The sequence below is a fragment of the Mycolicibacterium agri genome, from assembly GCF_002553505.1.
Lineage (GTDB): Bacteria > Actinomycetota > Actinomycetes > Mycobacteriales > Mycobacteriaceae > Mycobacterium > Mycobacterium agri.
Genome location: NZ_PDCP01000014.1, coordinates 1 through 14,309, shown reverse-complemented (window position 1 = coordinate 14,309; position 14,309 = coordinate 1). Strand labels below are relative to the sequence as shown.

Sequence of the window (14,309 nt, the reverse complement as noted above, 5' to 3'; positions counted from 1 at the left end):
TCGCGACCGTACTGAGATGGCCGCCACAACGGGCATGAGACACTTTTGGCATGGTTGTCGCAATCGATCGCCCGAAACTCGAGGGCAACATCGCCGTAGGCGAGGACCGGCGGATCGGGTTCGCTGAGTTCGGCGCGCCGCAGGGCCGCGCCATCTTCTGGTTGCACGGCACGCCGGGCGCGCGCAGGCAGATCCCCACCGAGGCACGGGCGTACGCCGAGGAAGCGGGCATCCGGCTGATCGGCGTGGACCGCCCAGGCATCGGCTCGTCGACGCCGTACCAGTACCAGAACGTCTTCGAATTCGCCGGCGACCTGCGCACGATCGCCGACACGCTGGGCATCGACAAGTTCGCCATCGTCGGTCTGTCCGGCGGTGGTCCGTACACGCTGGCCTGCGCGGCGGCCATGTCGGAGCGCGTCGTGGCCGCAGGTGTGGTCGGTGGGGTGGCGCCGGTCAGTGGCCCCGACGCGATCGGCGGCGGATTGATGGGCAACCTCGGGACGCGGGTCGCGCCGCTGCTAGAGGTGGCCAAGGTCCCGATCGGCGTGGCGGCCACGACCCTGATCAAGCTCATCCGCCCGATCGGCGGACCGGCCGTCGATCTGTACGGCTTGGTGTCGCCGCCGGCCGACCGGGCGCTGTTGGCGCGCCCCGAGATCAAGGCGATGTTCCTCGACGACCTGCTCAACGGGAGCCGGCGACAACTAGCGGCGCCGTTCTACGACATCGTCGTGTTCGCCCGCGACTGGGGTTTCCGCCTCGATGAGGTCAAAGTCCACGTGCGGTGGTGGCACGGCGATGCCGACCACATCGTTCCCTATGAGCACGGCCAGCACGTGGTCTCGCGGCTGCCTGACGCCGAGTTGCATTCGATGCCGGGCGAAAGCCATCTCGGCGGACTCGGCCGCGCCCGCGAGATCCTGCGCTCGCTGCTGCAGGATTGGGACCGCGGCGAAGGGGTAGCATCCGCTCAACCATGAGAGCCATCGTGCTGCTGGCGCAAAGCGCTCAACTGGACCAGGCGGGCACCATCCACGCGCTCGGTCTGGGCTGGACGACAAGCCCGACCCCGGTGCCCCAACACGCGCTCGTCATCTTCGTCGAGGTCGAGTGGTCGGAGCTCGGCAAGACCTTCCCGATCCGCGCCGAGTTGGTCGACAGCGACGGCGTGCGCGTCGCAAGCACCGAGGACGGGGTGATCAAGGCCAAACACAAGCCGGTGCACCCCAAGGGAACTCCGGTCACCATCCCGTTCACCGCCACCGTGCCCTCGCTCAAGCTCAAGGCCGGTGAGCGCTACCAGTGGCGGGTGTCGATCAACGACGAAATGCACGAGGACTGGCTGGCCAGCTTCACCGTCACCGAGGATTAGGGAATATGGCGATGGAAATCGACGTCCGGCAGGCCGACGTGACGAAGCTCGACGTCGACGCCATCGCCAACGCGGCCAACACCCGACTCAAACACGCCGGCGGGGTGGCGGCCGCGATCGCTCGGGCGGGCGGCCCGGACGTGCAGCGGGAGTCCGACGAGAAGGCGCCGATCGGTCTCGGCGAGGCGGTCGCGACCACCGCGGGCGACATGCCGGCTCGTTACGTGATCCACGCCGCCACAATGGAACTCGGTGGGCCCACGTCGGCCGAGATCATCGAGCGGGCCACCCGGTCGACGCTCGCCGTCGCCGACGAACTGCAGTGCCGTTCGCTAGCGCTGGTGGCGTTCGGCACCGGTGTCGGCGGCTTTCCGCTCGATCAGGCCGCGCAGCTGATGGTCGGTGCGGTGCAGGCCTACCAGCCGCGCACGCTGGAGCGAGTGATCTTCGCCGTGCACGGCGACGCCGCCGAGCAGGCGTTCCGCGCGGCTGTCGAATCCTGAATCAATCCTCAAGCAGCGCAGGGTCTTTCGCGCCGAGCAAGGCGCGACGCAGTAGATGCATGGCCACGGTGGTTGAGCGCTCGCGAACGTCGGAGCGATTGCCCGGCAACAGCAGGGTGCGGGTGAGGCAGGGACCGTCGGCAAGTTGCACCGAGAAGCACACTGTGCCGACCGGTTTTTCCTTCGTTCCGCCGCCGGGACCCGCGATCCCGGTGGTCGCGACCGCGGTGTCGGCGTCGAAGCGCCGCAATGCCCCCTGCGCCATCGCCTCGGCGACCGGCTCGGACACTGCACCGTGTTCCTCGATCAGGGCCGGGTCGACCTCGAGCACCTCCGACTTCGCTTCGTTGGCGTAGACCACCGCGCCGCCGGCGACGTACGCGGACGAGCCGGGGATATCGGTCAGCCGCGCGGCGATCAGCCCGCCGGTGCAGGACTCCGCGGTGGCGATCCGGCGACCGGCCAACAGCGCTGCCACCTGATCGTCGATCAGCGAGCCGTCCTCCGAAAAGATTTGCCGCGCATGGCGTTCACGCAGCACCGCAAGCAGCTCGGCGTACACATCGGCGGCGTCGGGCTCATAGCGGGTGACGATTTCGAGTTCCCCGCGGCGCAGACAGGTGGTGATCTCGAGTCGGTCGAAACCGTCGATGCGCTGCTCGGCCTCCCGCAAGGTTTCGGCCAGCCCCGATTCTGGCAGCCCGAACATCCGCACCGTCTCCTGCCGGTAGATGGTCCGACCGGCGATCGCCTCCTGCACGGGGGCGGTCTGCAGCGCGGTGTGCCACATCGGCTGCAGTTCGCGCGGCGGGCCCGGCAGCACCACCACCGTCGGCTTACCCGGCACCACCACGCCCGGCGCGGTGCCCACCGGATCGAGAATCTCCGAGCCCGCGGGCACGAGTGCCTGCTTGCGGTTGGCGGCCCGCACCGCGTCCAAATCGACGTTGGTGAAGCGGGCCCGCAGCCGCTTGAGGATGGCGAAGATCTTCTCCTCGAGTTCGGTGTCGAGCACGAGTTCGCGCCCACAGAACTTCGCCACCATCTCCACGGTCATGTCGTCGGCGGTAGGTCCGAGCCCACCGCTCGTGATGATCAGGTCGACGCCCTGGTCGGCCAGGAAGCGCAATTGAGCGGTGATGTCGTCGGGCCGGTCTCCGCAGATGGTGATGTGGGCCAGCTCGACGCCGAGCTCCAGGAGCCGGTCGGCCAGCCACGGCCCGTTGCGGTCGGTGACTCGGCCGGTCAGTACTTCGGTTCCCGTGACAACGATTCCGGCGCGTGCGCTCACGATCTATGCATACACGACGACGCGCCGGCGCCTGCCGCAGCCGCCGACGGAACGTCCTTGACGGCCCGCACCCGGATGCGTGCGCCGCGGTGCGGCACGAGGATGACGTGCTTGACCTTCTGCCGTTCGCCCGCCGCGGTGGTGGTGCACAACGCCACCCGGCGCAGCACCTCGCGCAGCACGATGCGCATCTCGGCCATGGCGAACGTCGCGCCGAGGCAGCGGCGGTTGCCGCCGCCGAACGGGAACCACGTGGTGGGTCCCGGCGTCGTGCCCACCATCCGGTCCGGGTCGAACCGGTCGGGGTCGGGATACTGCCCGGGGCTGCTGTGCACCAGGCCGATACCCGGGGCGACCATGATACCCGCGGGCAGGTGATAGCCGGCCAGTTCGACCGGTTCGGTGAGGATCCTGCCGACGTCGAAGACGACCGGTCGGATCCGCAGTGTCTCCTTGGCCACCGCGTCCAGGTACTCATCGCCCTCGGGGTCGCCGGCCGCACTGGCCTCGGCGGCACGCACCGCCTTCGCCAGGATGGCGGGATGACGGGTCAGCCGCTCCAGCGCCCACGACAGCGCGGTGGCGGTGGTGTCGTGCCCGGCGACGAGCAGCGTCATCAACTGGTCGCGCAGCTCGCGGTCGGTCATCGGCGTGCCGTCCTGGCCGTCCTCCCCGCCCGCGCGAACGAGCATCGCCAGCGCGTCGGTGCGCGTCGCGAGGTCGGGATCGCGACGGCGGTCGGCGATCTCGGCGTAGAGCAGCCGGTTGGCTTCGGCGATTCGGCGGTGCAGACCGCGCCACGGCCCGAACCGCTGCAGCGCGGGGTTCGCCAGCGCCAGCGACGCCCACGGGGTCACGTTGAGCAGCTTGGGCATCACCGCCCGCAGCGCAGCGAGCCGCGCAGGGTCGGACGCACCGATGACCGTCCGCAGGATCACCTCGAGGGTGAGCTCCGACATCTTCGGGGCGACCGGAAACTCGGTGTCGACGGGCCATGTCGCGATGTTGTCGGCCGCGATCTCGGCCATCACGGCGGCTTGCCGCGCGACCGCGTCGCGGTGGAACGGCGGCAGCATCTGGCGGCGCCGCTCGCGGTGTGCGTCGTCGTCGATCACCAGCACGGAGCTGTCGCCGAGCAGGCCGCCGAGCATCTTGTTGGCTTCCCCGGCGTGATAGACGGCCGGGCTGCCCGCGAACACCTTCTTGATCTCGCCCGGGTCATCCAGGTACACCAGCGTGCCCATGGTGGCGATGCGCATGGTGAACACGCGTCCGTAGCGCCGCCTGCACGCGGAGATGAACCGCGGCCAGTACCGGGCCATCAGCGCGGCCTGAACCAGGGCCGGTAACCGCGGTCCAGGGGGTAGTCCGGTGCGTGGGCTGTCGGACATGCCCCGAGCATACGAGCCCGTCGGCGCCGCGATGTCCCGGTTCAGACCGGCACGCGTCGCGTCCGATCCGACTGCGGCCACACGTAGGCCAAATCGTCGGGAACGTCGGGAAACACCCGCCGGTAGAACTCCGGATCCTTGCGCACCAACGCCGACTGGTGGCTGCGGTGAAAGTCCTGATCGCCCAGCCACCGAGGCAGTTCACCGGCCGCCGCCAGCTGGTCCTGGGTGCGCACAGCCCGCTGGCCCGTCGCGCCGGCCAGATCGGTGACGAGCGTGGTCGCACACGTGTCGGCTTTGCCGCTCTCGCACCACACCTCGCACACGTCGAGGCCGTACCGGACCAGCGCTTCCTCGTAGCCGGCCCACATCGCCGCGGCCGGGTGGTGCCGCCACCCGTAGCCGGGCACCGTGAGAGCGCGCAGCACCTGGATGGTCTCGACGCGCTGCTTGCCCAGGCGGCGCATGTCGAGCAGCCGCGCCGTGTCGACGAACCCCGGACGCGGGAGGAAGGTCTGCATCCGTTGCGGGATACCCGGCCGGGCAGAAGGGCACACCACCGAGCGCAGCCCCTGCCGTAAGGTCGTTGCCCGTGACGGCGCCGAGATCCCTCAGGGAGCTGTTCGATCAGATCGGTTTGCAGGAGGTGCCCGCCGACGACGGCTCCGTGATCATGGAGATGCCTGTCGACGAGCGCGTCACCAATACCGCCGGTGGCCTGCAGGGCGGGTTGATCGCCACGATGGCCGACGTGACGGCCGGGCAGTTGGCGGCGCGCAGCACACCGTTCGGTCACGCCATCGCCACCACCGACCTGTTCATCCGTTATCTGCGACCGATCAAGGAGAAGAACGGGCCGGCACGCGCCGTTGCGCGGATTCTGCGCACCGGGAAGCGATCGGTCGTCATCCAGGTCGACATCTACCGAAGCGATGACAACGAACTCGGAGCCACGGCGACGGTCAATTTCGCCGCAGTTGGGTAGTAGGGAGAGCATGGATTTATCGGGTGTAGGTATCTGGAGTCATCAGCTGCGCTACGGCGACAAGGCGCAATCGGCCGAGGCCGCAGCGGAATTGGAAGAGCTGGGGTATAGCGCGCTGTGGATACCCGACGTCGGGCAGACCCCGGTGCTGGAGTCGGTCGAACACCTGCTGTCGGTGACGAAGAACGCGGTGATCGCCACCGGCATCCTCAACCTCTGGATGAACGAACCCGCCGACGTTGCGGCGTCCTATGCTGCGCTGACCGCTGCTCACGGTGAACGGTTCCTGCTGGGCATCGGCGTCAGCCACGCTCCGTTGATCGACTCGATCGAGTCCGGTCGCTATCGCAAACCGCTCGCGGCGACCGCGGCCTACCTCGACGCGCTGGACAGCGCCGAGCCGCCGGTGCCCGTTGCTTCGAGGGTGCTGGCCGCACTCGGCCCGAAAATGCTTGAGCTGGCGGCGAATCGCTCGCGGGGCGCGCACCCCTACCTCGTCAACCCGCAGCACACCCGCCGTGCCCGTGAGGTGCTGGGCCAGGGCCCCTTGCTGCTGCCCGAGCAGACGGCCATCCTCACCGAGGATGCCGACGAAGCGCACGCGATCGGAAGGCGTTGGATCAAACGGTATTTGGCGATGCCGAACTACGCCAACAACATGCGCCGGCTGGGGTTCTCCGACGACGACGTCACCTCGATCAGCGAGCGTCTGCTCGACGCCATCATCGTGTGGGGTGACGAGCAGGCCGTGATGGACCGTGTCAACGAGCATCTGGCCGCAGGCGCCGACCACATCTGCATCCAGGTGCTGACCGCCGACTCCAACGCCTACCCCTTCGAGCAGTGGCGGCGCATCGCGACGGCGCTGCCCTGACCGCGCTACCTCATCGACACGGTGCTGTGCAGTTCGACGGTTCCGCTCCGTCGGATTAGTCAGGCGAACCACCACGCCGTTGTTCAATGCGGTCATATCCGCCCAACCGACCTGGGTCCGGTTTCCGGATCACCGACGTTGTCGCGCTGTTGGGATCGCCCGTAAACGCTCTCAGCGAGAACGGATCCTCGTCGCCGACGACCTCGCAGCGCACGAACACACCGCGGAGTCGCGGATCACCCTGCACTCTCCTCTCGGTATGGCTCTCGAGTTCAAGAACGTAGTCTGATGACGATGATCGTGGAGCCGTCGGGGCGGATCGCCGAGATCGCCGCAAGCCCGCCCGGACCCGAAGTGGGTGCGTTCTTTGACCTGGACGGCACGTTGGTGTCCGGATTCACCGCGACGGCCCATGCCGGCGACCGGATCCGGCGCAGGCAAGCCCGCATCGGAGAGATTCTCGGGGTGCTGGAAGCGTCCATTCGATACCGGCTCGGCCGCATGCAGTTCGAGCGCCTGATCGTGCGTGCGGCCGGCTATCTGAAGGGTGAGTCGCTGTGCGAGCTCGACGAACTCGGCGAGCAGTTGTTTGTGCGGCACATCGCATCTCGCGTGTACCCGCACATGCGTGAGATCGTGACCGCCCACCAGCAGCGCGGACACACGGTGGCGCTGTGCTCGTCGGCGTTGACCATCCACGCCGAACCGGTCGCCCGCGCGCTCGGGATCACCCGGCTGCTGTGCAACCACTTCGAGGTCGACGAACAGGGTCGGCTGACGGGCGACATCGTCCGTCCGATCATCTGGGGCGTCAGGGAAGCCGATGCGGCGCAACGGTTCTGCGGTGACAACGGCATCGAGCTGGCGGACAGCTATTTCTACGCCGACGGTGACGAAGACGTGGCCCTGATGTCGATGGTGGGCAATCCCCGCCCGGTCAACCCGCGTTCGAGGTTGGCCGCCGCGGCCGCCAGCAACGGTTGGCCGGTGCTGCGGGTCGCGGTCCCCGGGCGCCGAGGCTGACGGCGCTGGTCTGCCTCGCCACCTCGGCAGCGGCCGCGCCCGCGGGCGCTGCCCGCCGGCGGGTTGGTGCGCCGACTGTACGACGCCGCCGTGCCCTTCTGGCGCGTGTCGTAGCGGTGCGCGGTTTGGCGATCGCCGCGACGGGCAATTACTCCAGCCGATTCCGGGGCACCCAAATCACGCGATCACGCGATCCCCGGTCGAGAAGTGAGGAGACAACGTGAGTGCGCGACGCCTGGTCCTGTTAATCGGTGCGATCGTTCTGGTCGCCGGTGTAATCGCCCTGCTGGTACCGGTTTCGGTGACCGGCGACGGACAATCGATCAGCTGCGGCAACGCCATCGCCGCCGATACTTCGCAGGCCGAGGCCGCCAACAGCAAGACCGTGGCCGGCGTGCCGATTCTCAATCAGATCGTTCCGCACACCGATTACGTGGCCATGTGCCAGGACGCGGTGTCCAGTCGACGGTCGTGGTCGATTCCGCTGGCGGTGATCGGTGCGCTCGCGCTCGCGGGTTCGATGTTGGTTCCCCGGTCTAAGGCTGTTTCGTAATTCGCCGGCGCGGGCAGTCTGCGTGCACGTCGGGAAGTTATTGACAAGCCAGTGACTCAGAAGGGGCGTGCACCGTGGCAAGCGAACCGCAGCAGGACCAGCAGGACCAGCAGCAAGACGAGCAGAAAATCATTCCGAAGCCGGAAGTCACAGACGAGCACAGACAGAAGGCCAAGGAAATGGCCAAGGAGTACCACGAAGAACGCCCCACGGTGACCATGCCGGGCAGCGACGGAACGGTTTCCGGGACCGCGGTCAACGAATGGCTCGACGACGACGGAAATCCGAAATTCTCCGACGAGTCCAAGGGCGGTGCGGACCAGTCGTAGTGACCCCGTATGGCGGTCGCCGGGCCGGTGAGTACTAAACTAGAACACGTTTCAGTTCGCTCACGGCGCCCAAGGAGCTGGCATGCACACGCCCATCTGCGACGACCTCGGCATCGAGTTTCCGATATTCGCCTTCACCCACTGCCGCGACGTTGTGGTGGCGGTGAGCAAGGCCGGCGGCTTCGGCGTGCTCGGCGCTGTCGGCTACACGCCCGAACAGCTCGAGATAGAACTCAACTGGATCGACGAGAACATCGGCGACCACACCTACGGCGTCGACATCGTCATCCCGAACAAATACGAGGGGATGGACTCCAACCTGTCGGCCGACGAACTGACCAAGACGTTGCAGGACATGGTGCCCCAGGAACACATCGACTTCGCCCGCAAGATCCTCGCCGACCACGGGGTGCCGACCGACGACAGCGGGGCTGACGCCTTCCAGCTGTTGGGCTGGACCGAGGCCACCGCGACGCCGCAGGTCGAGGTCGCGCTTCGGCATCCGAAAGTCACCTTGATCGCCAACGCGCTCGGCACTCCCCCTGTCGACATGATCAAGCACATTCACGACGAGGGCCGTAAGGTCGCCGCGCTGTGCGGGTCCCCGTCACAGGCCCGCAAGCACGCCGATGCGGGCGTCGACATCGTCATCGCCCAGGGCGGCGAAGCCGGCGGCCACTGCGGCGAGGTCGGCTCCATCGTGCTGTGGCCGCAGGTCGTCAAGGCGGTCGCGCCGGTGCCGGTGCTGGCCGCGGGCGGCATCGCCAGCGGCGAGCAGATCGCCGCGGCTCTCGCGCTGGGCGCGCAGGGCGCATGGACCGGTTCGCAGTGGCTGATGGTCGAGGAAGCCGAGCAGACCCCGGTCCAGCAGCAGGCCTATGCCAAGGCTGACAGCCGCGACACCGTGCGCAGCCGGTCGTTCACCGGAAAGCCGGCGCGGATGTTGCGCAACGACTGGACCGAGGCATGGGAGAAGCCGGAGAACCCCAAGCCGTTGGGAATGCCGTTGCAGTACATGGTTTCCGGCATGGCCGTCGCGGCCACCCACAAGTACCCGAACGAAAGCGTCGACGTGGCGTTCAACCCTGTCGGCCAGGTCGTCGGTCAGCTCAACAAGGTGGAGAAGTCCGCGACGGTGATCCAGCGCTGGGTGCAGGAGTATCTCGAAGCCACCAACCGGCTCGACGAGCTCAACGCGGCCGCCACGGCTTAGGGCGCCGCGGGCCTGCATTCGCCGCGTCGACTCTGCGGCCACGGTCGTGAATTGCGCAGGGCACGACCCTGCGCGCAATATCCACGCGCCGCGGCGCGCGATCAGGACGCTAGGGCGCCGGCGGCGGCGGAACGGCGGGTCCGGCAGGCGCGGGCGGCAGGGGCGCCAACGGCGCCGGCGGTGCGGGTGGTGCGGGTTCACCAGGAGCCGGCGCAGGCGCCAGCGGTGCCGGCGGTGCGGCCTCCGGCGCAGGTGCCGGCGGGGTGCCCTCCGGCGCAGGCGCGGGTGCTGCGGCCAGCGGGCCTGGCGGCAGTCCGTTGAACGGCACCGCGTTCGGATCCAGCGGCCGCTGCGTCAACAGCAGCAGCGCGTCGCGCCCGCTGATCTCCTGCGTCTGCACGGCATGCCAGAGGTCGCGCAGATACGACATCCCGCGGCTCTCGGGCGGGCCGACCGGCACGTCGGTGGAGCCCGGAGGGGGGTTCTCGGGGCTGCTCAGATGGGGCCTTTCGGCCGGCTGCGCCGGTACCGCGGCGGGTGCGGGCTCACCGGCGGCCTGAGTCGCGATGGACTGCTCGGCAGGCAGCGGAGTCGGCGCCGGAAGCACCGGAGCCGGTGCCGGGGGCGCCGGCGGTGGTATCGCGGGATCTGCGTACGCGGCCGGGGCCGCCAGTATCGCCGCCGCGACCGCGCCGAGCGCGCCGGTCGTGGCGGACAGGGTCAAAACCGTGTCGCGTTTCCTCACCCGATGCCCCCTTCGCTTCTCCCGGTGCTAATGGGTGCTTCAGCCGTGGCACTCCGATTGTTACACCTGGGTCCAGAGTGACCAAGGCGAATCCGCTGTGAAGATTCTTGGGACGCCGGCCAGAACACGTTTCACTTGCGACTTCAGCTGAAGTTTCCAAACCCCCTTCACCGGCTCTCATCTGTGGTGTAGCAATGCCATACGGGCACTAGACAACGTCGTACGAGGAGTCCCTCCATGCCAACTCCCAACCTCCCGCCAGGATTCGACTTCACCGACCCTGACATCTACGCCGAACGGCTGCCGGTCGATGAACTGGCCGAGGTGCGGCGGGCGGCGCCGATCTGGTGGAACGCCCAGCCGAAGGGCAACCGCGCGTTCGGCGACGACGGCTTCTGGGTGGTGACCAAGCACAAGGACGTCCGCGAGGTGTCGCGGCGCAGCGACGTCTTCTCCAGCAACAGGAAGACGGCCCTGCCCCGGTATCGCGACGACGCCGACCCGGAGAGCCTGGAGCGCGGGAAGGTGGTTCTGCTCAACCAGGACGCCCCGCATCACACCCATTTGCGCAAGATCATCTCCCGCGCGTTCACGCCGAGGGCGATCGAGTCGTTACGCGACGAGCTTCGCGACCGGGCGCAGCGGATCGTCAAGGCGGCCGCCGCGGAGGGCTCGGGTGACTTCGTCGAACAGGTGTCGTGCGAACTGCCCCTGCAGGCGATCGCCGGTTTGATGGGGGTACCGCAGGAGGATCGCAAGAAGCTCTTCGACTGGTCGAATCAGATGGTCGGCGACCAGGATCCGGAGTTCGCGACGAACGACCCGATGGCCGCGTCGATCGAATTGATCACCTACGGCATGCAGATGGCCGCCGAGCGCAGCAAGAATCCCGGCGACGACCTTGTCACCAAACTGGTGCAAGCCGACGTCGAGGGACACAAGCTGACCGACGACGAGTTCGGCTTCTTCGTGATCCTGCTGGCGGTGGCGGGAAACGAGACCACCCGCAACTCGATCACGCAGGGCATGATGGCGTTCACCGAGCATCCCGATCAATGGGAGTTGTTCAAGCAGGAGCGCCCGGCGACGGCCGCCGACGAAATCGTGCGCTGGGCAACGCCGGTCACGTCGTTTCAGCGCACGGCGTTGGAGGACACCGAACTCTCCGGCGTCCAGATCAAAAAAGATCAGCGTGTCGTCATGTTCTATCGGTCGGCGAACTTCGACGAAGAGGTGTTCGACGACCCGTTCACCTTCAATATCTTGCGAGATCCCAACCCGCACTTGGGATTTGGCGGTACCGGTGCGCACTACTGCATCGGGGCCAACCTGGCGCGGATGACGATCGATCTGATCTTCAACGCCATCGCCGACGAAATGCCGAACATCAGACCGATTTCCAAGCCGCAGCGGCTACGGTCCGGGTGGCTCAACGGAATCAAGCACTGGCAGGTCGACTACACGGGCAAGTCGGCGGTCACGGCGTAGTTCGCGGATAGTCGATGATCGAGCGCCAGTAGTCCTCGGGGATCTCCTCCCCCGACTTCAACACGATCGCCAGCCCTGTCGCCATCGCGATCCCCAGCAGGCCGAGCCACAACCCCGCGATGGCGATGATCGCCCACAGCACGGCCGTGACCGTCGGCCACGGCGACACCATCGCCAGCGCAGGCGCGAAGAAGAAGCCGGCCCCGATGTACCAGGCCGACCCGGCGCGGTCGGACTTCAGCACGAAGCGCAGCCACCGCGGAATCGGCGGACCCGCGGTTTTACCGTCTCGGCTGTCGGCGTTCGTCACCTCCGTCTCCTTTCGCTGACACCTTCACGGTGCGCCGCCGCGGTAACGAAGGCAATTACCTGCCAGGTAATGCGACTTCGGCGTGAGCTGTACCTCTCAGCAACCTTGTACGCGGGATAGCACTGGTATGACCACTTGACCTCTTACCAATAGTGCGGCAGAGTGGTCGCATGCCCCTTCAGCCGGTGAATCGGCGCTCCGTGCCCGAAGATGTCTTCGAGCAGATCGTCAGCGAGGTCCTCAGCGGCGAGATGCAGCCCGGTCAGCCGCTGCCCAGCGAGCGCCGCCTGGCCGAAGTGCTGGGGGTGTCGCGTCCGGCCGTGCGGGAGGCGCTCAAACGGGTGTCGGCCGCGGGGCTGGTCGAGGTGCGCCAGGGCGATGCCACCACCGTCCGCGATTTTCGCCGGCACGCGGGCCTCGACCTGCTGCCCCGGCTGCTGATGCGGGCCGGTGAACTCGATCTTTCCGTCGTGCGCAGCATCCTCGAGGCCCGACTGCACAACGGGCCGAAGGTCGCCGAACTTGCCGCCCAACGCCGCCAGCCAGAGCTGCCCGCACAGCTGCACGACGCGGTGGCAGCGCTGGAGTCCGAACAGGATCCCGTCGAGCGGCAACGTCACGCGCTGATGTTCTGGGACCACGTCGTCGACGGCGCCGACTCCATCGTGTTCCGGTTGATGTACAACACGCTTCGGGCGACTTACGAGCCCGCCCTGCCTGCCCTGGCCACCGTGATGGCCGCCGAAGTCGGTCGGCCGCAGGCCTACCGCCGACTCGCCGATGCGATCACCGTCGGCGATCCCGCCGCCGCCAAGCAGGCGGCGATCGACCTTCTCGAACCCACCACTGCGGCGATGCTCGCCGCGTTCGAGCGCCTGGAAACAGCATGACCATCGCCACCGAAAGGCAGGCACGCAAGGCGTTCACGCTGCGCGACGCCGCGCGCCACTTCTGGAAATATCCGTCGCCGTGGGTGCTCGGCACCACGTTCATCGTCGCCGTCATGGTGCGCGTCCTCGTCGGCGACTGGCAGGTCACCGACGCGCTCGTGCCCGCGGCGATGCTGGCGGTCTTCCCCTTCTTCGAATGGTTGGTGCACGTGTTCATCCTGCATTGGCGGCCAAAGCGGGTGGGTCGGCTCACCATCGACCCGCTGCTGGCGCGTGAGCATCGGCGTCACCACATCGATCCGCGCCGGGTGGGGCTGATCTTCATTCCGTGGCGGGCGCTGCTGTGGGTGGTGCCGCTCGCGAGTGCCGTTGCGCTGCTTGCCTTCCCGCGCGCCGGCATGGGGCTGACGTTTTTGGTCTTCATCGTGGCGCTCGGGCTGTGCTACGAGTGGACGCACTACCTGATCCACACCGATTACAAACCGAAAAACGCTGTCTACCGGGCGATCTGGCGCAATCACCGGCAACACCACTACAAGAACGAGCACTACTGGTTCACCGTTACCAGCGCAGGCACGGCGGACCGGGTATTGGGCACCTACCCCGATCCCGCCACGGTGCCGACCTCGCCGACCGCAAAGAACCTGCACGCGCTCGGCGCTTAGTTCAGCGGCGCCGACCTCGCGGTCCGGCGGGCTCGGCCCACCGCCGAGATCCCGTAGCCGAGGCCGAGCACGAACACCGCGAGCAGACCGATGTTCGCGGCGACGACGAACATCCCGACGGAGTCGGGATCCAGGAAATAGTACGGAGCGCGGCGCCCTGCGTGGTTGAGGACGAACAACGCCAACGCCACATAGACGGCGGGATAGACCAGCCAGACCAACGGCTGCCACCATCGAATACCGCGCGCATCGCGGCCGACCCACACCCAGTCCAGCAACGCGAGCACCGGAACGACGACATGCAACAAGATGTTGGCGGGGGTGTAGCCCATGCTGTACTCCGTCAGCAGCAGGTTCCAAAGGACCCCGGCCACAAGGACATACAGCACGACGGCGCCGCGCACACCGGCCCGCGCGTCGACCCGCGGCGAGATCAGCGTGCACAGGTAGTAGCCCGCGGCGAGCAGATTGGCCTGATAGGTGAACGTGATCAACCGCCACAGCACACCCGACCGCGACGTCAGTTCCACGGCGATCAGCGCGGTCGCCACCGCGGCGACGATCAAGATGCGCAGCAGCACCCGCATGGGGCCATCATCCAGGTGGCGGGGGCGGGGGCGCCCCCTCCGGCGGTGGCGGCGGCGCCATCAATGGATCCTGCGGCGGCGGTACGC

Annotated in this window: 18 protein-coding genes; 12 read left to right on the top strand and 6 right to left on the bottom strand. The window is 67.6% G+C overall.

Features of this window, described 5'->3' with window-relative positions:
• The first annotated feature begins 50 nt into the window (after positions 1-50).
• From CQY20_RS09795 to CQY20_RS09785, 3 genes are read left to right on the top strand one after another with little or no spacing between them, the layout of a single operon-like run.
• A complete protein-coding gene (locus CQY20_RS09795) occupies positions 51-983 on the top strand; it encodes an alpha/beta fold hydrolase (protein ID WP_097939891.1) in 933 nt (310 codons plus the stop codon).
• Positions 980-1,375 (top strand): DUF6941 family protein, encoded by a 396-nt coding sequence (locus tag CQY20_RS09790; RefSeq protein WP_097939890.1) that lies wholly within the window; start codon positions 980-982, stop codon positions 1,373-1,375. The genes CQY20_RS09795 and CQY20_RS09790 overlap by 4 nt, the downstream gene beginning before the upstream one ends.
• A 5-nt stretch (positions 1,376-1,380) precedes the next feature.
• Positions 1,381-1,878: a macro domain-containing protein gene (locus CQY20_RS09785; RefSeq protein WP_097939889.1), complete on the top strand. Its 498-nt coding sequence runs from the start codon at positions 1,381-1,383 to the stop codon at positions 1,876-1,878.
• 1 nt (position 1,879) lies between these two features.
• Here CQY20_RS09785 and CQY20_RS09780 read toward each other — a convergent pair whose 3' ends face one another.
• From CQY20_RS09780 to CQY20_RS09770, 3 genes are read right to left on the bottom strand one after another with little or no spacing between them, the layout of a single operon-like run.
• Entirely contained in the window at positions 1,880-3,169 is a 1,290-nt protein-coding gene (locus CQY20_RS09780) for a competence/damage-inducible protein A (RefSeq protein ID WP_097939888.1), read from the bottom strand.
• Entirely contained in the window at positions 3,166-4,560 is a 1,395-nt protein-coding gene (locus CQY20_RS09775) for a cytochrome P450 (RefSeq protein ID WP_097939982.1), read from the bottom strand. The genes CQY20_RS09780 and CQY20_RS09775 overlap by 4 nt, the downstream gene beginning before the upstream one ends.
• 41 nt (positions 4,561-4,601) lie before the next feature.
• A complete protein-coding gene (locus CQY20_RS09770; RefSeq protein WP_097939887.1) occupies positions 4,602-5,081 on the bottom strand; it encodes an MSMEG_6728 family protein in 480 nt (159 codons plus the stop codon).
• Between the two features lie 71 nt (positions 5,082-5,152).
• On the opposite strand from CQY20_RS09770, the gene CQY20_RS09765 reads away from it, so the two are divergent.
• From CQY20_RS09765 to CQY20_RS09740, 6 genes are all read left to right on the top strand, one after another.
• Entirely contained in the window at positions 5,153-5,545 is a 393-nt protein-coding gene (locus tag CQY20_RS09765; RefSeq protein WP_097939886.1) for a PaaI family thioesterase, read from the top strand.
• A gap of 10 nt (positions 5,546-5,555) precedes the next feature.
• On the top strand, positions 5,556-6,419 hold the full coding sequence (locus tag CQY20_RS09760; protein ID WP_097939885.1) for an LLM class F420-dependent oxidoreductase: 864 nt from the start codon (positions 5,556-5,558) through the stop codon (positions 6,417-6,419).
• Between the two features lie 288 nt (positions 6,420-6,707).
• On the top strand, positions 6,708-7,442 hold the full coding sequence (locus CQY20_RS09755) for an HAD-IB family hydrolase (RefSeq protein ID WP_097939884.1): 735 nt from the start codon (positions 6,708-6,710) through the stop codon (positions 7,440-7,442).
• Positions 7,443-7,662: 220 nt separating this feature from the next.
• Positions 7,663-7,995 (top strand): aminopeptidase, encoded by a 333-nt coding sequence (locus CQY20_RS09750; protein ID WP_097939883.1) that lies wholly within the window; start codon positions 7,663-7,665, stop codon positions 7,993-7,995.
• Positions 7,996-8,069: 74 nt separating this feature from the next.
• Entirely contained in the window at positions 8,070-8,324 is a 255-nt protein-coding gene (locus CQY20_RS09745) for a hypothetical protein (protein WP_234816172.1), read from the top strand.
• Positions 8,325-8,406: 82 nt separating this feature from the next.
• Positions 8,407-9,537 carry a nitronate monooxygenase gene (locus CQY20_RS09740; protein WP_097939882.1) on the top strand — a complete coding sequence of 377 codons (1,131 nt, stop codon included), beginning with the start codon at positions 8,407-8,409 and terminating at the stop codon, positions 9,535-9,537.
• A 109-nt stretch (positions 9,538-9,646) separates the two neighbouring features.
• On the opposite strand, the gene CQY20_RS09735 is transcribed toward CQY20_RS09740, so the two are convergent.
• On the bottom strand, positions 9,647-10,282 hold the full coding sequence (locus CQY20_RS09735) for a hypothetical protein (protein WP_174814623.1): 636 nt from the start codon (positions 10,280-10,282) through the stop codon (positions 9,647-9,649).
• A gap of 237 nt (positions 10,283-10,519) precedes the next feature.
• Here CQY20_RS09735 and CQY20_RS09730 point away from each other — a divergent pair, with 237 nt between their 5' ends.
• On the top strand, positions 10,520-11,770 hold the full coding sequence (locus CQY20_RS09730; RefSeq protein ID WP_097939881.1) for a cytochrome P450: 1,251 nt from the start codon (positions 10,520-10,522) through the stop codon (positions 11,768-11,770).
• Here the strand turns inward: CQY20_RS09730 and CQY20_RS09725 are convergent.
• Entirely contained in the window at positions 11,760-12,080 is a 321-nt protein-coding gene (locus CQY20_RS09725; RefSeq protein WP_097939880.1) for a hypothetical protein, read from the bottom strand. The two genes, CQY20_RS09730 and CQY20_RS09725, sit on opposite strands and share 11 nt — an antisense overlap.
• Before the next feature lie 170 nt (positions 12,081-12,250).
• On the opposite strand from CQY20_RS09725, the gene CQY20_RS09720 reads away from it, so the two are divergent.
• Both CQY20_RS09720 and CQY20_RS09715 read left to right on the top strand, forming a co-directional pair.
• Positions 12,251-12,970, top strand: coding sequence for a FadR/GntR family transcriptional regulator (locus CQY20_RS09720; protein ID WP_097939879.1), 720 nt, complete (start codon positions 12,251-12,253; stop codon positions 12,968-12,970).
• On the top strand, positions 12,967-13,635 hold the full coding sequence (locus CQY20_RS09715; RefSeq protein ID WP_097939878.1) for a sterol desaturase family protein: 669 nt from the start codon (positions 12,967-12,969) through the stop codon (positions 13,633-13,635). The genes CQY20_RS09720 and CQY20_RS09715 overlap by 4 nt, the downstream gene beginning before the upstream one ends.
• On the opposite strand, the gene CQY20_RS09710 is transcribed toward CQY20_RS09715, so the two are convergent.
• On the bottom strand, positions 13,632-14,222 hold the full coding sequence (locus tag CQY20_RS09710; protein ID WP_097939877.1) for a Pr6Pr family membrane protein: 591 nt from the start codon (positions 14,220-14,222) through the stop codon (positions 13,632-13,634). The genes CQY20_RS09715 and CQY20_RS09710 overlap by 4 nt on opposite strands.
• Positions 14,223-14,309: the final 87 nt, after the last annotated feature.